This window comes from Paenibacillus tepidiphilus, from assembly GCF_008635795.1.
Lineage (GTDB): Bacteria > Bacillota > Bacilli > Paenibacillales > Paenibacillaceae > Paenibacillus_AQ > Paenibacillus_AQ tepidiphilus.
In genome coordinates, this window is record NZ_VWRQ01000002.1 from 402,338 (window position 1) to 425,152 (window position 22,815).

Sequence of the window (22,815 nt, forward strand, 5' to 3'; positions counted from 1 at the left end):
GATAACCGCTCCTGAGGGTTCGCTTAGACCTCTATGGGTAGACAGGTATGATATAATATGGTTTGAGCCGGATGCTCTGTTTGGAGAACCGGTATTTTGGCATAGAAAATGGTGATAAAACGATGACCAAAGCAGTTCAGGATACACGCGTCGTCGTCGGCATGTCCGGAGGCGTGGATTCCTCCGTTACGGCGCTTCTGCTGAAGCAGCAGGGCTATGACGTCATTGGTATCTTCATGAAGAATTGGGACGATACCGACGAGTTCGGTGTATGCACGGCCGAGACCGATGCCGAAGATGTGCGCCGCGTTTGCGAGCAAATCGATATTCCTTACTATACCGTTAATTTCGAGAAGGAATACTATGATAAAGTCTTTTCCTATTTCCTCGATGAATATAAGGCGGGCCGGACGCCAAATCCGGATGTGATGTGCAACCGTGAGATTAAGTTCGGTGAATTCCTGAACAAAGCGCTGCAGCTCGGTGCCGATTATGTCGCTACCGGTCATTACGCCCGGGTAATTCAGGAGGACGGTGTGTACAAGCTGCTGCGCGGTGTGGACAACAATAAAGACCAGACCTATTTCCTGAATGCGCTGAACCAGTACCAGCTCTCGAAAGCGATGTTCCCGATCGGGCACCTGCCGAAGCCGGAGGTCCGCCGCATTGCCGAGGAAGCCGGACTGTATACGGCGAAGAAAAAAGACAGCACCGGCGTATGCTTCATCGGTGAACGCAATTTCCGCGAATTCCTCAGCAATTATCTGCCCGCCAAGTCGGGCGAGATGATTGATATCGCCACCGGTGAGGTCAAAGGCCGCCATGACGGCCTGATGTACTATACACTGGGTCAGCGCCAAGGGCTGGGCATCGGCGGCTCCGGTACCGGTGAGCCATGGTTTGTGGCCGAGAAAGACCTGGAGCGCAACATCCTGTATGTGGTCCAGGGCGACAAGCACCCGAGCCTCTACTCCACCGGCCTGGTTGCCTCCGGCATTTCCTGGACAGCCGGCGGTTCGCTCGGCAATGAACCGCTGAAATGCACGGCCAAATTCCGCTACCGCCAGCCTGACCAGGGTGTAACCTTGACGGCCCGGGAAGACGGAACCGTGCATGTGGCCTTTGACGTACAGCAGAAAGCGATCACACCGGGACAAGCCGTTGTCTTCTACCAGGGAGACGAATGCCTGGGCGGCGGAACTATCGAATACGCGGAGAAGCTCGTGCCGCTGCCGCAGGGTTAACAGCAGCCTTCGGCGTAAGGCATGGTTTCAACATCAGCATCAATGCAAAACCTCCTGCCCGGAGATATCCCGGACAGGAGGTTTTGTTTTGTGTTTATGCGTGGCGCGAAGCCTGCAGACAAGCGCTGCCGCCTCCGGGCGCTAAGCTAAGCTCAGCTCAGCGCCGGTTCAGACCGGAGCCGCTTACGGCTCGATACCCCAAGCCAAGCTGCCGTTCAGGTACAGTGTGACCTTGTTCCAGTCGGCATAAGCGCTCTTCGTTGCGTCATAGGAGTAATCACCGGTTTCATTATAATTGCTCCAGTCCGACTTGTTGAAGCGGAGCTGGATTTCGCCGGTGTTCGCACCGGGAGCAAGGCTGCCTGCCGCCGCTGTAAAGGAAATTTCCACATAATGGTCGGCACCGCTGACCCCAGGTGTCAGCTTCACAAAGCTGCCCTGCACATTGCCGCTGCCGAGGGTTGCATAGTCGACGTTAAATTGCTGCGCCTTTTCACCGTCAATGGTGTAGTAATACCGCAGTTTTACATTTTTCAGGTCCACTGCAGTGGTTCCGTTATTGACGATACGCAGTTGCGGACGGATTTGGTTGTCGCCCGGACTGGTGTCGTTGGTCTTGTATTGGACGGCGAGATTACCGGCCGGGACGACCACGGCTGCCGGCTTGGCGCTGACCTCCGGCGAATTCGGGCTGCTGCCCACGCTGTTGGCCGCACTGACCACATAGTAGTAGGTCGTTCCGTTCACCACGCTGCTGTCGCTGTATGCCGCCTGCGTTACAGTGGCAACATCCGTGTAAGGCCCCCCGCTTACGGTTGCGCGTTTCACCGTATAGCTGGCTGCACCGGAAACGTTATTCCAGCTCAGCGTCACCAGCTTGTCACCGGCAGTTGCGGCCGGCTTGGACGGCGCTTTGGGAGCGGCTGGCTCGACCGGTCCGCCGTTGTTGATCAAGCGGTCATACTCAGCATAGGCTGTGGCCATGTCCACCTGGGCCCAGAAGCGGTGATACTTGAATTCCGGCGCTCCGTTCTCCCAGGTCTTCGTGGTCTTGTTATAGGATGTATTGTATTTGTTCAGCAGATACGACCAGCTCGGATCATTCGTAATATCCGGGCGGATATCCGTGTAGCTGGCATAGACGCCGTTTCCGCCCTTGGCCGGATCGGAGGCTACCGTGTTGCTGCCCGGAATCGTATTGCCTTGGCCGAAGGTTCCGGTCCAGCCTGCCGGGAAATAGACTTCCTTTGTGAAGTAACGGAAGTAGTCCCCGCGGGCTTCGGTCGTCGTGATGCCGATGCCGTCATTATAGCCCCAAGCGTTATCCAGCATGGATTTCGCCAGGGTTTGGGCCTGGGCGCCCAGCGTTGTGTAGCTGCCGGTCTCGGCGCGGGTACCTGCAGCGAAGAAGGTCAGCGCCTTGATGTAGCTACCGAGCACGCCGGCATCCTGGCTTGGACTCTTGGTGACGGCTTTCAAGTTGCTGTTGCCGTCGCTTGCTGCGAAGCTGGTCCAGGTATCCGGCTGGCCGGACCACTCCACATTGCCCGGAATCCAGAACTCGCCGGGAGCCGATACGGTGGCCACCTGCGGATTGTCTCCGCCGAGGATACGGCTGCCCTGGCTGTTCAGGTAGTAGCCGTCGGCATCGCTCACCGGCCGCTTGCCGGCAAAGGCGTAATCGGTGGACCAATCCACCCAGTTCTCTACCACCTGCTTGGCCATCCGGAAATTCTCGGAGGTCGTGTCACCGCTGGCTGCCAGGATATAGTACAGCTCGGCTACACGTTCCACGCTCCAGGCCTGCATGCCGAACCAGTTGTTGGACGGCGGATCATGATAGACCGGGGCATCATCGTAAGCCATGCCGTAGAAGGTGCTTGTACCGGCCGGATACGCCTTGTATGCTCCGTCATAGCTGTTGGTGGCTCCGCCTGCAATCGCGCCCTCATCAGACTGCAGCCAGGTGTAGAACTCCAGCTGCCGCTTCAGTGAGTTAGCCCAGTCGGTGCCTGCGGTGGCCGATGCCGGCACCAGACCGCCTTCAGACAGCGCATAGGCAGCCACTACATTCTGATAGCCCTGATGCGCATGGCTTGCGCCAATTCTCCAGGCCCAGTTGCCCGTAGTGCCCAGACCGCCGCCCCAAGCCGTATACCAGGCGAGCAGATACTGATTGGAATCCTTCCCCGTCCCTGCATTCGGTGTACCATCCGCCGCACTGCCGACCTTCTGGAAATACTTGTCGTACATCCCGTAACGCAGATAGTCGCCCATCTTCTTGGCTTTGTTCAGATAAACGGTATTGTTGTAGCCCAGCTCCTGGGCCCAATACATTGCCTGCACTGCCCGCGCATCAGCATCTGTCGCGTTGGTATACCGCCACTGGGCTGCCGGGACATTAGCTTCCTTCGTGAACAGGGTCATGAAGCCTTCGCCGGTCTTGCCGAAGCTCTTGTCGTCCTGGGACGGATGCGGAACGGCTTCCCATACGGATTCTTGCTCACCGCGCTGGAAGGTGTTGACATAAGCGGCGGTATGGGTCGGATTCAGCAGATTGCCGAAGCCGTACCAGTTATCCACGTCCACGAGCCAGTGCATCAGATACGTCTGGTTATTGCCGTAAGCAGCCTTCAGCTCGCTGTCGAGCGGATCTTTGCCTGCGGCATACTGGCCGCCGAGCTGGCTCGGGTATTTGTCAGGCTGGTTATATTCTGATGCGTAGGTGGCCGGACTGTTCGGATTGTAGTAGCTCATGGTCGGCTGCTCCTGTTTGCCGTCACCCTCATCAATCGGGATAATATACTTCTCCATGTTATCCCAGGCGGCTTCCAGCTTGCTCCAGTCTCCGGTATGGTAGCCGTACAGAACCTCAAGCCACATCCAGTAGCTGTAAGCCTCTGAGGTCGTCATATGCCCATAGTCCGGAGCCTCGCTCATCAAGGTCTCTACCGCATGGTAGGGAATGCCCTCCGCAGAGAAATAACCGTTCGCCGGGTTTTTCAATTGCTCGTACAAGGTCAGGAATCTTGTCGCCTCCGTCGAAGCTGCGGCGGCATTGACCGTTTGAGGGCTATACGCCACTCCTCCGGTAGAAAGCGCGAGGGCCAGAAGGGAGGACATCAGCATCGTAGCCGGCTTTTTTATCATTTTTGATTTCTTAACAGCTTTTAATCTTTTCATTATCGGCATGCTCCTTTCCAATATAGGTTTTATTGAGGCTCAATACCCCAGACAAGTGCGCCATCGCGGTACAAGGTCACCTTCGTCCATTCACCGTATGCGGTTTGTGCCGCGCTGTAGGAATAATCATTGCTCTCGTTATAGTTACTCCAGTCGCTCTTGTTGGTACGCGTCTGAATCTCGCCGCTGCTTGCTCCCGGAGCCAGACTTCCGGCCGCTGCACTGAAGGAGATTTCCAGATAGTAGTCGGCCCCGGTCTTGGCAGGGTCCACCTTCACAAAGGTGCCGCTGACATTGCCGCTGCCCACCACGGCGTAATCGCTATGGAACTGCTGCGCCTTGTCACCGTCTACCGTGAAGTAGTAACGGAGCTTGAGGCCGCTGAGCGGTACTGTGGTGCTGCCCGTATTCACAATCCGGAAGAGCGGACGCATCTGATTATCCGCCGGATTGGTATCGTTCGTGCGGTATTCCACACGCAGATCCCCGATGACCGGATCCGGCGTATCCGCAGGCACCGCGCTGACTTGAACGGATGCAACGCTTTCTCCTACGCTGTTAGACGCAGTAATGACGTAATAATAGGTTGTTCCATTAACTACAGTGTTGTCGGTGTACAAGGGACTTGTTACCGTGGACAGCACCGTATATGGTCCTCCGCTGGTCGTGGAACGCTTGACGCTGTAGCTGCTTGCGCCGCTGACTGCGTTCCAGCTCAGACTGACCTTGCCGTCGCCTGCAACGGCTGCAAGCCCTGCAGGCCGCCCGGGCACCTGCGGTTCACCCGGATTGCCGCCGGACGGCAGCTCGCCAAACACCTTGACTCCCGCATCGAATACCGGAATATACGGTGTCTTGGCCGGCGAGGACGCGCCGGTGGATACTCCCTGGAAGGAGAAGTCATTGGCATTGTTCCAGAAGGTTGTGTTCAGCGGTCCGGCGATCCGGAACTGAACTTCCTTACGGTAAGCGGATTGACCGCCGGGATAAATATTGGTACCGGTGAAATCCACTTTGGTGTAATAAATATGGTTCGCGGCATCATAGGGCTGAAGCGCCGATACCGTTGCGCCCTGGTTGTAACCGCCTGCGGTAACGGTAATATCCTCCGGACCGTATCCGGCGGCGACCGCTTCGCTGATGTCCAGATAATAATTGAAGGACATCGTCTTGCTGGCGCGTGCCGGCCAACCCGTGCGGTTGTTGAGCAGCGCGCGGATTTCCACGAAATTGCTGCCGCTGGCATTGACGGAAGCTTCGACGAACATTTCATCCTCCGGCGTTTCCGCTGCCGGGAAGTTCGCGAGCGGCTGGTCTCCCTGTCCGTGCAGCAGCATCATTTTGGCCAGGGCTCCGGTGAAGGCTGAGTTGTAATCGGTTGCAACTTCATTGGAGACATAATCGCCAATCGAATCGGTATAAGCATCGGTTGCGGAAGGTCCGCCTACCAGCGCGCCGTAGAGAATGTGGCGGTGGTTGGCCGGCACTGTCTGGCTGTCCGCCCAGGAACCATGCGAAGTGCGGTGATGCGGATGCTGCGGCGAGTTATTGCCGTATCCGATCACATAACTGCTGTTCCGCGGATTGTCGCCCAGCATATAACCGATCTGTTTCTCGGCAAAGGTACGTGCCGCAGTACTCTTGGCAGAGTCACTGACCCAGTCTGAATAGACGAAGGCCAGGAACGCCTGGTTGGCAGAATAGCGCAGCGCCCCCCATTGGTCCAGATGGGCGAGCCCGCCCGGCGTATATGTTACCCGTTCACCCGATCCGCTGACGCCGGTGGTCCAGAACTGCATGTTACGCTCCGTCGATTGGACGAATTTGCTGTCGCCGGTAAGCCGGGCCAGCAGCAGTTGGGCACCGTAATGCTTGTCATCCCAGGATTGTGTCCATTTATAGTCCCACAAGCCCGACTGGTTCTTGCCCCATAAATCGCTGGCCGCTACTGCCTTGTCAAGATAAGCCTGCTCACCGGTGGCCAGATACAGCCAGATGCCGCCCCAGCTCAACTCATCGGCATAGCCGCTCCATGAATTATAGAATTGCTTGACGTCGGTAATGCTGTCGGAATAGTTGCCGCGGTACGTATCGGCGAAGGAATACAACTGCTTGGCGTGCAATAGAAGCTTGTCCGCGTATGCGGGGTCCGAATCCCGGAAGATAATTGCCGCCGATGCCAGCGCCGCAGCTGTCTCCCCGGCCAGATCGGAACCGGGATGGGTTGCATCAATCTTGTAGGCCGGGCGGGCCATCTGCATCACTTCCGCCGGACCCCACCAGTTATGATCCGCCGTTCCGTTGCCGACCTGCCCCCACAGCTCATTGGGAGCGGTATGGGCTTTAATGAAATAATCCGTCGCCCAGCGGATATTGTCCAGAATCTCCTCATACTGTCCGGCCTGAACATAACCATCCTTATACTCGTATACTGACCAGGCAAGCATGGTCGCTGTATAAGCCATCGGGAATCCGAACTTGACATGATCTCCCGCATCATACCAGCCGCCCGTTAAATCATGCCCGACATCAGCCCCGTCCTGCAGCGCGGAATCTCCCCGCCACTGTACCCGGTTATTAGCCGGAAGATCGCCTGAACGCTGGGTCTCATAGAAATAAATCGATTTCTGCAGTGCCTCGGCATAATTCTGGTCGGCCGCCGCGGCTTTACTCACTGTGGGATGATTTATAGCACCTGTTAATGTAACCGCTAACATTAAACTCAAGGATAACGCTGAATTTCTTTTGATCCTTTTGCCCATTTTAGCCTTTCTCCTTCCGTTACATAGATTTCCCAGTGCTTAACTACCTTTCCGACAACCAAACCTCCCCAAGCGATATTTTCCGCCTCAGGATACTTTTAATTGGAATAGCTCCACCCCGCTTTCTGATATTCTAGGATGTTTTTCATCCTATGTAAATATATACCATATACCGAACAAAAATTCTATACGAATATAGTAAAATTTCTATAAAATATAGAAAGTTTTGTAAGTATTTCGTGAGAATCCGAGTTTTCTGCCTGCAGCCCGCCTAAAAAACGCCGCTTTTGCCAAAAAAGGAAAGCTCCTCTTCGGACAAAAACGGCGTTTAGTACGCACTCTATAATCTATGGATGATAGCAGCTATCTGAACAAAGCCAACCCTGCCCAGGCAGCGGCCAGCCCAAGCACTGCCGATCCCAGCACATACAGCAGGGCACCGCCCTTTTGCTTCCGCTCCAGCAGCTGCATGGTCTCATACCCGAAGGTCGAGAATGTCGTAAAGCCGCCGCAGAAGCCGGTTCCGCCAAAATAATACACCGCCTCCGGCAGGTGGCCTTTGGCTCCGGCCAGCATTCCCAGCAGCAAAGAACCGGCGACATTGATCAGCAGCGTTCCCCAGGGAAACCGTCCCCCGGTCTTCCTGCCGATATATTGGCCGAGTCCGTAGCGGCTGATTGCTCCGAGCACCCCGCCTGCCCCTACCCACCAGATCATGCTGCATCTCCTCCCCTGCCCTTGCCCTTCGCGGCATATCCGCCCAGCAGAACTCCAAGCCAGCTGAGGGCCAGGCCGCCGAAGATGCTGAAGCCAAGGTACAGCAACGCAATGCCTCCGTTCCCCGATTCCAGCAGCTTCACCGTATCAACGGTAAATGAAGAGAAGGTGGTGAAGGTACCGGTAAAGCCAGTGCCGATCATCAGCCGCAGCTGCGGCGGGAACTTAGCCGCGCCGGAGCTCCGCGTGAAGAACCAGCCGAGAAACAGGCAGCCGAGGAAGTTAATCAGCAGAATTGCCAGGGGAAATCCACTCTCCTGCACAGGCAACGCGAGTGTTATGCCATAACGGCATATGGCGCCGGCAAAAGCACCCAGCGCAATATAAACGAGATTGTTCATCCTTATCGTCTCCCAGCCGCTACTGCTTGCGGCGCAGCTCCTGATTATGGCGGATCTTGGCCTCATTACCCTGTTCGGTCGCCTGGTAGAATACGCGGCGCGCAATTTCCTTGGGCAGGTAGTCCTGCTTCACATAATGCCCCGGAAAGTTATGCGGATACTGGTACCCTTCATGCCCCAGCTTCACCGCCCCTTTATAATGGGCGTCGCGCAGATGCAGCGGCACCTCCGCCGAACGCAGCTCCTCCATCGTATTCATGGCGTTGTCAATCGCCATAACGACCGCATTTGATTTCGGGCTCTCCACCGCAAACAGAATCGCCTGGGCGATATTCAGCTTGGCCTCCGGCCAGCCGTTGTTGCGGTATGCCTCCAGTGCGCTGACCGCCTGTACCATCGCCTGCGGATTGGCCAGGCCGATGTCCTCGCTGCTGGCGGCGATCAGGCGGCGGATGAAGGTCATCGGGTCCATGCCGAGCTTCTCGACGGCATACAGGAACCAGAACAGCGCCGCATCGCTGGAGCCGCGGATGCTCTTGTGGAAGGCCGAGAGCACGTCGTACTGCGTGGACTCGTCGGCCTTGACCGTCGGCCGGCGGATCGACTCCTCCGCCACCTCCAGCGTAATATGCACGCTGCCGTCCGGCTCCGGCGACGTGGTCATCGCCGCCAGCTCCAGCGCGTTCAGCGCGCGGCGGATATCGCCGTTCGCCATGGCGGCGATATGCTGCAGGGCGTCCTCGTCCGCCTGCAGCTTCATGAAGCCCAGGCCACGCTGCTCGTCGGCCAAGGCCCGCTTCATCGCGAGCAGGCTGTGCTCGCTGGTCAGCGCCTCCAGCTGGAACAGCGTGGAGCGGCTGATCAAGGCCCCGTTCACATAATGGAACGGGTTCTCCGTCGTGGCCCCGATAAAGATGATCGTGCCCTTCTCGACCGCAGGCAGCAGCGCATCCTGGCGCGAGCTGTTGAAGCGGTGCACCTCGTCCAGGAACAGAATCGTCTTCGTACCGTAAAGCGCTTTGTTGCTCTGCGCGCGCTCAATTACCTCGCGCACGTCTTTGACGGAAGCTTCCACAGCGTTCAGCCGCACGAACTCCCCTTGCGTCGACTTGGATATAATATGGGCCAGCGTCGTCTTGCCGCAGCCCGGCGGGCCGTATAGCAGGATCGACGAGACCTGGTCCGCTTCAATTGCCCGGCGCAGCAGCTTGCCCTTGCCGACAATATGCTCCTGTCCGATATATTCATCGAGACTCTCCGGACGCATGCGGTCCGCCAGCAGGCGGCCGCCGGTCTGTTCTTGCCCGAACGAGAATAAATCCATCATTCCACTTCCTTGATCTGTATTTCGCGTGAAACACCTTCCCCTATCATACCACAAATTAAAAAGAGCATGACCTCCGCTTCCGGGCGGGCGCCATGCTCTTTGTTCAAAGTGAAGGACTAGCGGTTCATCGCCAGCCGCATTTTTGAGATAATCTTACGGATGCTTTCTTCCGACAGGTGATAGCGCTTCTGCAGCTCATTAACCGAACAGCCTTCGCTGTGACTGCAGTAGATCTCTGCGTTGCGGCTGGCAATCTCCTGCCGCGATCCGCTGTTCTCGCCCCATCTTACCCGTTGTTCACTCTTCTTGGGTATGTAGAGCAGTTCACCCTGGATGTACCCCTGAAGCTCTTCGAGCAGGCGGGGGGGAAGCACATCCTTTCCATTTACGTAACTCACGTTGCGTTTCCTCCTTCAACAGGTGTGTTGCCGTCGTTCCGACCACTGCATTAACAGTCCATTCCATAACACCTGCCTCCTTTCTTCTCCTCAGATTTGGTAAATACCGTAATTTCATTATATTAAACCCTGCGGTTATCGTCTATCCTCAAAGTTCTGCCTGCTTCACAGCAGCTTTCCGTCTTAGTAAGAAGGAGGCCTCGCGGCCTCCCGGTTTATAAGGTTTCCGTCTTAGACGGAAACCACCTCGTATACTTTGATCATTTCAATCAGCCTCCTTCCAGAAAGATTCTGCCCGGCCGGACACTTATTATTAAGCCATAGGTGCAGGGGGGTTACAAGACCAAGAACAGTTTTAACCGTTCTTCACCAGAAAAATAGTGTAGCCCCAAAAGCATTTCCGTTAAACTGTATGATCACTTTTAATGCTATAACCCCTGATCTTACAGAGACATATTTCATATATATTTATACAAAACAAATGTACATTTGGTATTATATGTAGTTCTTTTTTTTTCCTTTTCACATAAAAAATTCCGAGGTGAATTCATGCATCCGTTTATACCTAATATTTACAAACTGGAGATCGATATCACGTACTTATGCACCCTGAAATGCCATAATTGTAACAGAGGTATCTCTGTGGCTCCTCCCGTCAAAGAGCATAACATGAGTGTTGAACAGATCCGAAGATTTATTGATCAATCTATTACTTCTAATCATCCTTGGGAACAAATCAAGCTCATTGGTGGCGAGCCAACCATTCACCCCCAAATTGATATCATAATTGAGTTGCTGTATACATATAAAGCTGATTACAACAAACAGCTCGATTTAAGGGTTGTTTCGAACGGGACAACCAGTTTTACCCGCAATAAGCTGGATCAGATTCAAACTGCTTATCCTGATATCATTATCGAGAATTCCGGCAAGGTAGATAACTTCATACCTGGCTTCTCGTTAAGCCATATTGCTCCCCGTGACATTTATGCTTTCAAGAACCACCGCTACAGAGGCTGCTGGGTTTCTGAGGAATGCGGAATTGGCCTTAATTTCTCCGGCTTCTACTGCTGCTCAATCGGCGGGTCCATCGCAAGATTGTTTAACCATGAAATTGCCGTCAGAAATGTAGAAGACTTGAATTTCGATACGCTTATGAATATGTATGACAAGGTCTGCTCGCTCTGCGGGATGTATCATAATCTCAAAGCCACTGGCGTCAACGATGAAACCATTCTTTCCCCCACCTGGCAAAACCAAATTGATAACCTCGACCCTCTAGAAATTCTGCCAAAATATTAACTTAAGGGGTGCACCATGATCGATTCACATGTATCCATGGCATTAGTCTCCGAAGGATTAATCGATACCGTGTGCAGCGAGGCCATCCGCCTCGGCCGTAAAGGTATAGCTTTTACCCAGCCACTGTTGCCTGCAGAGACACAACAATCCCATAAATCTTGGGCCAATTACGGTGAGAACGCTGAAACCATATTTCAAAAGAAAATGCACTATTTCCAGATGTTAAAGATATACAAAGGCATAGAGCTTCACACGGATTTCACTGATTTCGAGGCTACTATGAACATTGCCAGCCGTTATCCTGTCGATTATGTTCTTGCCTCTGCGGATCCCAGAGTATTAACTGTGTCGAGCCCCGATGAAGAGTTGAGGAAACTAAAGTATTTGCGGTATATAAACGGGATCAGCTGCATTGAGCCATTAATTGAATGGGCTTACATGGCTGCTGGTTCTAGCCCAGGCGAGCCCTTTGATAGCCGTCAGGATCGAATGGACTGGTTAGATATGCTGCTGAAAGCGCTGATCAGCGAATATAAATGCATTGAGTTAAATGTGAATTTTATAACAACCCAAAGTGAACAGGCCTCTTTCGTGGCTGATAAGCTCACGCCCTTCCTTACACGTTATCATGAACTCGGCGGAAGCTTGATTTCACTTGCTACACGATCCGGTTCAGTTCAACAGCTAAGCGCCAGCTTTGAATATTATCAACAATTGCTGCTTCAGACCGGGTTTAGATATACCACACACTTTGCGGCCTTGAATCCTGTTCACGATAGTTTAACATGACTTAATTTTCCTAGTAAGAAATAATCTTAACTGGGGGGTTTCCAGGTGAACTCCAAAATTTTAAGTTTAAATGACCCTGTGATCTATACTTATAATATCTACGGCAGTATTTTTTCAATCCTTTCAGATGATCCCGCTATATGGCCCTGGGTGTATAACAACTTTATTCAAATTAAATATGTCCCAGACTGGAATAGCTATTTCTTTGACCATCACCATCTGTTATTTGATAATTGTCCATGGTTAAATCATTACATCATTCCGAGAAAGTGGTCTTCAGACCGCTTTAACGGGTCAATAGTCGATTGTATTATCCATTCAATTGATAACGGTATGTATCTGTATTTTTACGTGGACCGGTTTTATTTATCCATGTCAGAGCATTACCGCAAGGCGGAATTATGGCACGAAATACTTGTATACGGCTATGATCGGGCAAGCCAAACTATATATATAGCTGACAACTTGGCGGACGGGAAGTATATAAAGACTGAATGCTCTTTTGAGGAAATGGAACAAGGGTACTGGAGCATCCATGCCGATGTGGAATTTTACCACAATATTCATCTTTTCGAAAGGCACCCGGAAGAAGGTGTCGCGATTGATCCGACTCAGATATTAGCTACTCTTGGACATTATCTCCATTCGACCCCATCGGTCAATATGTTCATCAAAGAGCATACGATTTACGGCATTCAGGCTATGGAATTCATGCTCGATAATATTAATGGGATCATTGAACAGGAGAAATTCGTCTTTCTGGATAAAAGAGCCTTTCATTTATTTATGGAGCATAAAATATTAATGGAAATGCGCTTAATGTATTTGAAGGAGCATTCACCGCTTTATGTTGCAGATTCCATCATTAAGGAATACGCCCCTCTTAAAGATGACTACAGGACTCTGCGGAATATCGTTCTCAAATATAATGTATTGCAAAAAAATGATAAATTACTATTAAATATTAAAAGCCGGCTGCATTCGGCAATTGAAAAAGAAAAAGGCCTGATTGGTATGCTGCTTATACAGAATACTTAACTTAAAGTGTCATAATAAAATATAAGCTTAAATGGCGAAATAAAGGAAACTTTATATCGCTATTTTTTTATTCTCATGATCAAAGTATTTTGACGAATCACTAAAATTTTAGTCGATTAATGTCGAAAGATATAGTAATTATCTATTACCTTCGAGATATGGAAGATAAGGGGGACTTACTATGCCACACCTTCGGAAGCCTTTAAGACAGATATTCCGCATCAAAAAACTTCGGACCGAGCTTATGCTGTTCATTATTGCCGTAGTTGTGCTGCCCACTCTTCTAGTGGCCATTATCTCGTCGGAAACCTCCCGCTCGGAGCTGCGGACCCGGATGGCCAATACTACCTTATCCAGCATTGAGCTGCTCGACCAGACCCTTACACAGCTCATTGAACTCGAAAGCGCCAGTGTCAATGAGCTGGCTTACCAGATTTCCTCCACAGACCTGACAGGCGACACAGCCCGGGTTCAGCGGCTGATTGATAAATTCAAAGAAGAACATCCAGAAATCGATATTATTGCCGCCGGCAACAACGCTGGAGCATACCTGTTCGCGCCGCAAACGGAAATGGAGGATTACGATCCGCGGGTTCGGGACTGGTACATCGATGCCCTCAAGAGCCCTGAGCGGACTTCGGTCATTGATCCGATTTTCTCCCAGGTGACAAAGTCTTACATTCTGCCGATTTCACGTGCACTAAATGACGGCCAAGGAGCAATCAGCATCAGTCTCAGCATGGAGGGAATCAGGGAGCTTGCCCAGACGGTGAGCCTGGGCTCCAGCGGCTATGTATATATCCTGGACAATAACAATAAGGTTATTTATCATCCGAACATGGAGGTGGCTGAGCCGGTAACCGGCAAGCTGCTGGACCAGTTGCGCGCACCTTCCGGTCAGGTCGCTTATACAGATACTGCCGGCTCAGATATGGACGGATTTTATATAACGAATGCACTGACCGGCTTCAAGCTGACGGGCGTGCTACCGGAGAAGGAATATACGGAGGCCGCTTATCCTATCCTGATTAATTCAGCCATTGTTCTCATCACGGCGCTAGTTCTGGCCGCCGTGGTAACCTTCTTCATCATCCGCCGCATCACCGAGCCTCTCCTTCAGCTTAATCAATCCGCCCGGAGAGTAAGCGAGGGGCACCTGGACGAGGCGGTACACACTACACGCGTTGACGAAATCGGCCAGCTTGCCGACAATTACAATGCGATGGTGACTTCGCTGCGGCTGATGGTGCAGGATGTGGCCGATACCTCGGGACAGCTCGCCGCAGCCAGCGAGCAGCTCTCTGCCAGCACGAACGAGAACAGCAAAGCGGTCGAGTACGTCACCGAGCTGGTAGAGGAATCCACGCGGGGAGCGGAAGCCCAGGCCCATGCATCCGCCGAGGTGGCCATCACGATGGACGAAATGTCCACGGCCATTCTCAGGATTGCTTCGGCCGCAGAGTCCATCGTCGAAGCCGCAGGAGCAACCGAGCAGGATGTCGGCACCGGCAGCGGTAAAATCCGCCATGTCAGCGAGCAGATGTCCACCATCCGCCAGTCTGTGCAGCAGTCGGGCAGTCTGATTGCCGAGCTGAACGGCCTCAGCGCCAGGGTCGCCGAAGCCAGCACCTCCATTGCGGCCATCGCCAAGCAGACCAATCTCCTGTCGCTGAATGCGGCGATTGAAGCGGCCCGCGCCGGAGAACAGGGGCGAGGCTTCGCCGTCGTCGCCGGAGAAGTACGCAAGCTCGCCGAAGCCTCCAATACGAGCGCGGACGAGATCCGCGATACGATTACCGAGATGCTGGGACTGATCTCCAGCGCTTACGAGATGATGAAGCACCGCGTGTCCGCCGATGTGGAGCAAGGCATTACGCTTACCCTGGAAGCCAGTGCAGCCTTCCAGCAGATTGAGCATTCCACCCGCCATGTCAGCGAGCAGATTCACGAGGTCTCGGCCGTCGCCGAGCAGATGTCGGCCAGCTCCGCCGAGGTTGCCGCTTCCGTCCAGGAGATGGCCTCGATCTCCCGTGCGTCGCTGGACTCCTTCCAGAGCGTAACCGCGGCGACGGAAGAGCAGCTCGCTTCCATGCAGGAAATCACCTCCTCCTCCGCCTCCTTGTCCACCATGGCGGAAGACATGCAGAAGCAGGTGGAGCGGTTCCGTTTCGACAGCCGCCCGGAGAACGGGAAATAACATGCGCCGCCCCTTGAATGATTCGTTCAAGGGGCTTTTTTGCGTCGAGCTCCGCTCATATATCCTCGGGAGCCTCCACGACACTGGGAGGGTCTTGTTCGTGATGAGCCATCCATCACATGCAACAAAAGGCATCTCCGGCTATTTACAGCCTGAAGATGCCTTTCATGTCCATTGCCTCTATAAGTGGCTATGTCTCCGGCCAGCCCATGGCGCTGACTTCTTCCTGGGCCTTGATATAGGCCGGTAACTCCCCGCCCGACATCAGCCACAGCTCATGCAGCGCCCGGGTGCAGCCGACGTACATCAGCTTCGCATCCCACGCTGCCGGGCCGTAATGCCCGTTGTCCGCATCGGCCAGAATGACCGCATCGAACTCCAGCCCCTTGGACAAATAGACCGGCAGCACCGACAGTCCGCCAAGGTATTCGGTCATGCTGCCGTCGATCAGGTGAAGCTCGGCAAAATGCGCCGTCAGCCCGGCATACAGCTCCTCCGCTTCGCGCAGCGTGCGGGTCAATACGGCCACCGTGCGGTATTCCCGCCCAGACAACGCGGCCAGAGCCGCGCGGATGGCTTCGAAGCGCTCACCGGCGGACCCTGCCTCCACAGCTTCATGAACACCCGGCCGCCTGTCACTGTAAGATATCAGCCGGACCGGGTTGCCGCTGCGGAAGACCGGAACGGCGAGCAGCGGGCTGCCAACCCCGGTGGTCAGTATGCCATTTGCAAACTCGATGATTTCCATGGTGGACCGGTAGCTTCGGGTAAGCGCGTGATAGGCCGTATGGTCACCCGCGAAGAGCCGCTGCATCTCATCCCAGTCATGCACACCTTTATAGGCATGGATGCCCTGGGACAGATCGCCCAATATCGTAAAAGAATGACCGCGTACATACAAATCGAGCACAGCAATCTGAAATGGCGAGAAGTCCTGCGCTTCGTCGATGACGACATGGTCGAAGCGCTCGCTGCCTTCGTTGCCGCTGAGCAAATAATGGATGTAGAGCAGCGGCGGCAGGTCTTCCTCGCGTATCAGCCCTTTCTTGAGATCCTTGGCTGTTTCCTTCAGCACCCCCGCCGGGATCGCCTCCGGCGCTTCGGACGGCCAGTGCTCCGGCGTCTTGGCTGCCCGGAAGATCTGCTTGTAAATGGTCAGCGGATCATATTTCGGCCATTTGGTGCTGTAGGCCTTCTCGCGGGCGGCAGCTTTCTTCTTACGGTCCTTCAGGGCAGCCGCCGACGGGCTCTTCTTCAGCTCCATTTCGATCCAGCGGTGTATTCGGGCCATCACACGCTCCTTGCGCTTGGCCGGCGGGTAGGGAGCATATTCGTCGTTGTACCAGCGCAGAATCATCGAGCGGCGCAGCACTGTCCCTTCCCACGGGCTGAAATCCCCTTCGGGCACCGCTCCGTTCTCCAGCAGCCGGACGGCATCCTCAATCACGCCCATCAGTGCAGTGGAGCCTTTGAACCGCCCCGGCGTCTCTGCGGTGATCTCCGGCATTCCGCCTTCCCGTTCAAACCAGCGGTTCAGCGTTTCCGATGTATCCTGCTCAGGCAGGGTAAGATTCAGCATGCCTGCCGCCCAATCCGGAAATGTATTCTGCATGATATTGCCGACGCCCAGCTCCGGAAGCACATCGGAAATATAATCAAGGAACATCCGGTTCGGTGCAAAAATAATCATCCGCTCGGCTGTAACCTGCTCCTTGTACTGATACAGCAGGAACGCCAATCGGTGCAGCGCGACTGTCGTTTTTCCGCTGCCCGCCACCCCCTGGATAATCAGTGCGGTGTTCTTGGCGGCGCGGATGATCTTATCCTGCTCCTCCTGTATCGTGGAGACGATATCGCGGAGCTTGTTGTCCTTGTTCTCTCCCAGCCGGTAGACGAGGAATTCGTCGGATACGGCCGGTGCATCGCTGTCCCGGTCGTACGTATCCGCCACCCGTTCCAGAATCCGCTTGCGGATCACTACGTTGCGCTTGAGGTAGACCAGCCCCTCAATCAGCCCTTCCGGCGCTTCATAAGAAGCCGGGTCCGTCCCTCCTGTAAACGAATAGAACAGGCTTGCAACCGGTGCGCGCCAGTCGATGACTAGCGGACGGTCGCTTACCTGTTCGCGGTCTACTCCAATTTTGCCGATATAGAGCGCCTTGGGTTCATCCGTTCCGTTCTCCTGGAAGTCGAGCCGTCCGAAATACGGCTCCTGTCTGACCTTGGTTAAATCATGGCGCCGCTGCTCCCTTGAATCCTCCAGCACCTGCTCCGTATAATCATGTCCCGTATATACCGGAGTATTCTGCAGCCTTTCCAGCGCCGAATCAATTTCCGTCAGCGTGTCGTTCAGCCTGTCTTCTTCCTCTTGATAGGCACTTTGAAAGTTGTCCGCCAATTTCAGTTACCTCCTAAAAGTTATTTCCTCGTGCAAGACTGAACAAGCTCACACAAAAAGGAAACCAATTGTATCATAGCGACGCCGGAAAAGCCATTTATTTCTTGCCCATATAGAAATTATTCATGCGGAGCTGTTACCTTGCAGGGTTATCCCATCAGGGCATGCACCACGAAGTTAGCGACGAACAGAGCGGCGATACCATACAGCGCCGGTGGCACCTCTTTGCCCCGGCCCATCGCCAGCTTGATGATCGGATAAGTAATAAACCCGAAGGCCATGCCGTCTACAATGCTGTAGGTGAACGGGATCATGACCATAATCAGAAAGGCAGGGAATAGCTCCGTCAAATCGCCAAGCTCCATTTCCCGGACGCTCTGCAGCATCAGGCCGCCGATGACGATCAGGATCGGGGCGATGGCACTGTCCGGCACATACGCCAGCAGCGGGATGAACAGAAAGGTAGCAGCGAATAACCCCCCGGTAACAAGCGGGGTCAGTCCGGTGCGTCCCCCGGCGGCGATGCCTGCGGTCGATTCAGCGGCGGCCACGACCGGGCTGCTGCCGAAGACGCCGGCGGCGATGTTGGCAAGCGAAAGCGCCCGCAGGCTGCTCTTGAAGCGCTCCGGACGTCCGGCCATCAGCGTCTGGGACGCGATCAGCCCGATATTCTCGAACACAACAATAAGGAGCAGCAGAAACACGGCAATCCAGAAGACGAGGCTGATCAGCCCGCCGAAATCCATGCCTGCGAACAAGCCTCCGTATCCGGTAAATACATGCCCCGTCCCGGTCTGCTCCGGCTTATGCGCGGCGCCCAGCAAATAAGCAAGCCCCGTGCCCACCGCCATACTGATCAGAAGGCCGCCGCGCGTGCCGCGGATGAACAGCACCAAGGCCAGAATGAGCGTAACACAGGAGGTAATGACCGCCGGATCGCTGAAATGCCCGATGGCCACAAACGTCGTCTGATGGGCAATGACGATTCCGCTTTTTTGCAGACCGATGAAGGTCAGAAAGAGGCCGATGCCCGCTGTTATCGCATGCTGCAGATTGCGGGGAATCGCTTCGCTCAGAATCCGGTACAATGAGGTAAAGGCAACAACGGCAAAGAGCACGCCCGTAACCACCACAACGGCGAACGCCTCACGCCAATCGAGCTTCATCGAGTGCACCAGCGTATAGGTGAAGAAAGCGTTGATCCCCATGCCCGGCACCACCACAATTGGCGATTTGCCGCCGAAGGCCATCAGAAGACAGCCGGTGATCGCCGTCAGCAGCGTAGCGACCATCGCCGGACGCAGCGGCACACCTGCATCATGCAGGATCGCTGCATTGACCATTACAATATATACAGAGGCAAAATAAGACAGGATGCCTGCCGGGATTTCCTTTTTCCAGTTATCTCCCGGCTGAAGCCCCACGCTGTTCCGCCAAAAATTCGTATTCATATTCCTACCTCCACTAATCTTTCGGTTCCGCTCAGGCTATACCCCAATTGGAGGGACCCTATTCAGCTCCCGCTTCCCGGCCCCACTATTATGCCAACAATCGGCGCCGGCAAAACCGAATAACCTGAACTTGAATCTTAAACACAACATAACCCCACATAGTGGGGTTATAACACGGCCTCCGGTTCAGGACCCTTGCAGGAACCTTGAGACCCTAACTAATTAGCAGCAAAAAGGGCGAAAGCAGCCGGTTGTCCGGCCGTACGCCCTTCCAATCTTTCTCTTCTGACTCTATTTATCAGCCCTTGTCTGAAGGATTTCTCCTCCCGAGTACAAGCTTCTCCACGGTCTGAGCGATCCGAGCCGTACGGGTCTCCTCCCGCTTTGCGTCCGTAATCCAGGTAATGTAGGCCTTGCGGTGAGAAAGGGCAAGCTCTTGGAAGAAGGCAAACGCCGCTTCGTTCCGGTCCAGCGCCGCCTGCAGCTCCTGGGGCACAGGTAGCTCAGCGGCAGGCGCTTTCGGCTTGGAAACGGCCCCTGAGCCTTCCGGACGACGGCGGGAAGTCGCTCCCAGTGGCCGGAACCGCATCGCTGACCACGTCCCGTCGATGGAGATCAGCGAGATGCCTTCATAGCCTGCGTTCCAGACCAGCTCCCAGCCCTTGTCCCGGCTGAGGTCGGTCTTGAGCTTGGAGCTGCCCTTCGGATAGCAGATCCACAGCAGACCGTCATGCTTGATCGCAGCCAGCGCCTGCGGGCCGTACTGCTCCAGCTCGCTGACACTCTCCGCAAATAACTGGACATAATCATAGGCGCCCTGCATCCCGTCTGTAGCGGATGCGGCGTCCGTATCCAGCCCCAGCTCCTGCAGGAAGCCGTCCGGCGGCTGCAGGACAAGCACTTTGCCGACTTCCGGCAGGCGCAGCTTCTTCATCAGTGCCGTATTCATACGCTGATGCCGCCGGCCTCCAGCAGATCCTTCACGGCCACGCTGACCATGATGAGTCCAACGACTGGCGGTACATACGAATTGCTCGCCGGCGGCTGCTTAGCCTTACGCCGGTCCGGGGCATCCGCCGGTACGATCTGCTCGGTGACGTCCACGCGCGGCTTCACAGGCTGTTCGGTCGAGAACACGACCTTCACGCCTTTTTTGATGCCGTCCTTGCGCAGCTTCTGGCGGATGACGCGGGCGATCGGGTCCATCTCCGTCTTGGAGATGTCGGCTACCCGGAAGCGGGTCGGGTCCATTTTGTTGGCCGCACCCATGCTTGAAATCATCGGGATGCCCCGGGAGAGGCATTCCTTGATCAGATGAATCTTGTAAATGATTGTATCCGACGCATCGATTACAAAATCCGGCTTGTATTTAAACAGCTCTTCATAGGTTTCTTCCGTGTAGAACATGTTCAGCGCAATCGCTTCGATTTCCGGATTGATCAGCTTCACCCGGTCGACCATCAGGTCGGCCTTCTTCTGGCCGATCGTCGTGGTCAGCGCATGGATCTGCCGGTTGACATTCGTGATATCAACCGAATCCTTGTCGATGAGGATAATGCGGCCTACGCCGGTACGTGCCAGCGCTTCAACGGCCATAGCACCGACGCCGCCGATGCCGAGCACCGCAACGGTGCTGTTCTTCAGTATATCCAGGCCTTCCGGCCCGATAGCCAGCTCTGTACGCGAGAACTGATGCAGCATAAGGATAAATCCTCCTTTAAACGGCTCCGCCGCAGGCGGATAACAAGCCTGGCGGCGGGCCGGATGATTAATTTTTCGCTTTTACCGGCTTTGGAGCCAGTTTGATGTGCAGCTGCTCCAGCTGCGCATTGTCTACCGGAGACGGTGCGTCCATCAGCAGGTCGGTGGCGCTGGCCGTCTTAGGGAAGGCAATGGTTTCGCGCAGGTTGCTGCGTCCTGCCAGCAGCATCACCAGGCGGTCAAGGCCAAAGGCGATCCCGCCGTGCGGCGGCGTGCCGTATTCAAAGGCATCCATCAGGTAACCGAATTTCTCGTAGGCTACTTCCGGAGTAAATCCAAGCGCGTCAAACATCTTCTCCTGGACATCGCGCTTGTAGATACGCTGGGAGCCGCCGCCCACTTCGTAGCCGTTCAACACAAGGTCATAGGCCTGTGCACGGACTGCGCCCGGGTCGGATTCAAGCATATGCAGGTCTTCATCATTCGGGCGGGTGAACGGATGGTGCTCCGCCACATAACGTTTCTGTTCCTCGTCATAGCCAAGCAGCGGGAAGTCGGTTACCCAAGCGAACTTGAACACACTGTCGTCGATCAGCCCGAGCTGGCGGCCGATCTTAAGGCGCAGCGCGCCGAGTACATCAGCGACCACTTTCTTAGTGTCGGCGGAGAAGAGCAGCAGGTCGCCATCCTCGGCACCGGTCCGCTCTTTCACGGCGGCGATTTCTTCCTCGGTGAAGAACTTCACGATCGGTCCTTTGAATTCGCCGTCTTTGACCTGAATCCAGGCCAGACCCTTGGCGCCGTAGCGGGCAGCATAAGGTCCGAGATCGTCGATCTCCTTACGGGTCCAGGTGCCGCAGCCCTTCGCGTTGAGGCACTTCACTTCGCCGCCTTTTTCGATAACGGAAGCGAACACCTTGACGCCGCTGGTTGCTACAATATCGTTCATTTCCACCAGTTCGAGTCCGAAGCGCAGGTCCGGTTTATCCGAGCCGTATTTACCCATGGCATCTGCATAAGTCAGGCGCTGGAACGGCAGAGCCACCTCTACGCCAATAGTTTCTCTCAGGAGGCGCTGCATCAGCTGCTCCATCATGCCCAGCAGGTCTTCCTGCGACATGAAGGAGGTCTCGATGTCGACCTGCGTGAATTCCGGCTGGCGGTCGGCACGCAGGTCCTCGTCACGGAAGCAGCGGGCGATCTGGTAATACCGCTCAATACCGCCCACCATCAGCAATTGCTTGTAGATCTGAGGGGACTGTGGCAGCGCGAAGAATTCGCCTTCATGCACCCGGCTAGGAACCAGATAGTCGCGTGCGCCTTCGGGGGAGCTCTTGGTCAGAATCGGCGTTTCTACATCTATGAAGCCTTCACCGTCCAGAAAATCGCGGAAAATCTTGGTCGTCTTGGAGCGGAGCAGCAGCGTCTTGTGCATTTCCGGGCGGCGCAGGTCGAGATAACGGTATTTCATGCGCAGCGACTCATCGACTTCCACCCCGTCCTCGATGAAGAATGGCGGAGTCTTTGCGGAGTTCAGCACTTCGATTTCCGTAATACGGACCTCGATCTCGCCGGTCGGCAGATTCGGGTTGACCGTTTCCGGATCTCTTTTTACAACTTTACCCGTAACGGAGAGCACATATTCACTTCTTACCTTATCGGCAGTCTGCAAGGCTTCACCGGAATAGTCCGGGTTGAAGACGATTTGCACAATGCCTGTACGGTCGCGCAGGTCGATGAACAGCACGCCCCCCAGATCGCGGCGGGTCTGTACCCAGCCGTTCAGTGTCACAGTCTGGCCGATATGCTCCAGTGTCAATTGTCCGCAATGGCTTCTACTCATCTCATTTACCCCTTTATGATTAATATAGACATGCTATCTTGTCTCTACCCGCTTGGTGACAGAG

At 54.7% G+C, this 22,815-nt stretch carries 16 protein-coding genes; 5 read left to right on the top strand and 11 right to left on the bottom strand.

Going from position 1 to position 22,815, the window contains the following annotated elements:
* The first annotated feature begins 122 nt into the window (after positions 1-122).
* Complete coding sequence (gene mnmA, locus F1379_RS03900) at positions 123-1,244, top strand: tRNA 2-thiouridine(34) synthase MnmA (RefSeq protein ID WP_150266530.1); 1,122 nt, start codon at positions 123-125, stop codon at positions 1,242-1,244.
* A gap of 183 nt (positions 1,245-1,427) precedes the next feature.
* On the opposite strand, the gene F1379_RS03905 is transcribed toward mnmA, so the two are convergent.
* From F1379_RS03905 to F1379_RS03930, 6 genes are all read right to left on the bottom strand, one after another.
* Entirely contained in the window at positions 1,428-4,373 is a 2,946-nt protein-coding gene (locus tag F1379_RS03905; protein WP_150266700.1) for a glycoside hydrolase family 48 protein, read from the bottom strand.
* Between the two features lie 83 nt (positions 4,374-4,456).
* Positions 4,457-7,144, bottom strand: a complete 2,688-nt coding sequence (locus tag F1379_RS03910) for a glycoside hydrolase family 9 protein (RefSeq protein ID WP_338046057.1) — start codon at positions 7,142-7,144, stop codon at positions 4,457-4,459.
* A 408-nt stretch (positions 7,145-7,552) separates the two neighbouring features.
* Positions 7,553-7,906, bottom strand: coding sequence for a fluoride efflux transporter CrcB (gene crcB / locus F1379_RS03915; RefSeq protein ID WP_150266534.1), 354 nt, complete (start codon positions 7,904-7,906; stop codon positions 7,553-7,555).
* Positions 7,903-8,307 carry a fluoride efflux transporter CrcB gene (gene crcB / locus F1379_RS03920; RefSeq protein WP_150266536.1) on the bottom strand — a complete coding sequence of 135 codons (405 nt, stop codon included), beginning with the start codon at positions 8,305-8,307 and terminating at the stop codon, positions 7,903-7,905. The genes crcB (F1379_RS03915) and crcB (F1379_RS03920) overlap by 4 nt, the downstream gene beginning before the upstream one ends.
* A gap of 19 nt (positions 8,308-8,326) precedes the next feature.
* Complete coding sequence (locus F1379_RS03925) at positions 8,327-9,631, bottom strand: replication-associated recombination protein A (protein ID WP_150266539.1); 1,305 nt, start codon at positions 9,629-9,631, stop codon at positions 8,327-8,329.
* A gap of 119 nt (positions 9,632-9,750) precedes the next feature.
* The gene (locus F1379_RS03930; RefSeq protein ID WP_150266541.1) at positions 9,751-10,032 is read right to left on the bottom strand and encodes a CD3324 family protein; all 282 of its coding nucleotides are present in this window, start codon (positions 10,030-10,032) and stop codon (positions 9,751-9,753) included.
* Positions 10,033-10,581: 549 nt separating this feature from the next.
* On the opposite strand from F1379_RS03930, the gene F1379_RS03935 reads away from it, so the two are divergent.
* The 4 genes from F1379_RS03935 to F1379_RS03950 all read left to right on the top strand — a co-directional run bounded on the left by F1379_RS03935 (position 10,582) and on the right by F1379_RS03950 (position 15,358).
* A complete protein-coding gene (locus F1379_RS03935; protein ID WP_150266543.1) occupies positions 10,582-11,334 on the top strand; it encodes a radical SAM protein in 753 nt (250 codons plus the stop codon).
* Between the two features lie 15 nt (positions 11,335-11,349).
* Positions 11,350-12,123, top strand: coding sequence for a PHP domain-containing protein (locus F1379_RS03940; protein WP_150266544.1), 774 nt, complete (start codon positions 11,350-11,352; stop codon positions 12,121-12,123).
* A gap of 45 nt (positions 12,124-12,168) precedes the next feature.
* Positions 12,169-13,161 (top strand): hypothetical protein, encoded by a 993-nt coding sequence (locus tag F1379_RS03945; RefSeq protein ID WP_150266546.1) that lies wholly within the window; start codon positions 12,169-12,171, stop codon positions 13,159-13,161.
* A 181-nt stretch (positions 13,162-13,342) separates the two neighbouring features.
* The gene (locus F1379_RS03950; RefSeq protein WP_150266548.1) at positions 13,343-15,358 is read left to right on the top strand and encodes a methyl-accepting chemotaxis protein; all 2,016 of its coding nucleotides are present in this window, start codon (positions 13,343-13,345) and stop codon (positions 15,356-15,358) included.
* Between the two features lie 190 nt (positions 15,359-15,548).
* On the opposite strand, the gene F1379_RS03955 is transcribed toward F1379_RS03950, so the two are convergent.
* The 5 genes from F1379_RS03955 to aspS all read right to left on the bottom strand — a co-directional run bounded on the left by F1379_RS03955 (position 15,549) and on the right by aspS (position 22,751).
* Positions 15,549-17,756: a HelD family protein gene (locus tag F1379_RS03955; protein WP_150266550.1), complete on the bottom strand. Its 2,208-nt coding sequence runs from the start codon at positions 17,754-17,756 to the stop codon at positions 15,549-15,551.
* A gap of 149 nt (positions 17,757-17,905) precedes the next feature.
* Positions 17,906-19,207 (bottom strand): NCS2 family permease, encoded by a 1,302-nt coding sequence (locus F1379_RS03960; protein ID WP_150266552.1) that lies wholly within the window; start codon positions 19,205-19,207, stop codon positions 17,906-17,908.
* A 298-nt stretch (positions 19,208-19,505) separates the two neighbouring features.
* Positions 19,506-20,156: a YdeI/OmpD-associated family protein gene (locus F1379_RS03965; protein ID WP_150266554.1), complete on the bottom strand. Its 651-nt coding sequence runs from the start codon at positions 20,154-20,156 to the stop codon at positions 19,506-19,508.
* Complete coding sequence (locus F1379_RS03970) at positions 20,153-20,908, bottom strand: tRNA threonylcarbamoyladenosine dehydratase (RefSeq protein ID WP_150266556.1); 756 nt, start codon at positions 20,906-20,908, stop codon at positions 20,153-20,155. Before F1379_RS03970 ends, F1379_RS03965 begins: the two co-directional genes overlap by 4 nt.
* A 67-nt stretch (positions 20,909-20,975) precedes the next feature.
* On the bottom strand, positions 20,976-22,751 hold the full coding sequence (aspS, locus tag F1379_RS03975; protein ID WP_150266558.1) for an aspartate--tRNA ligase: 1,776 nt from the start codon (positions 22,749-22,751) through the stop codon (positions 20,976-20,978).
* Between the last annotated feature and the right edge of the window lie 64 nt (positions 22,752-22,815).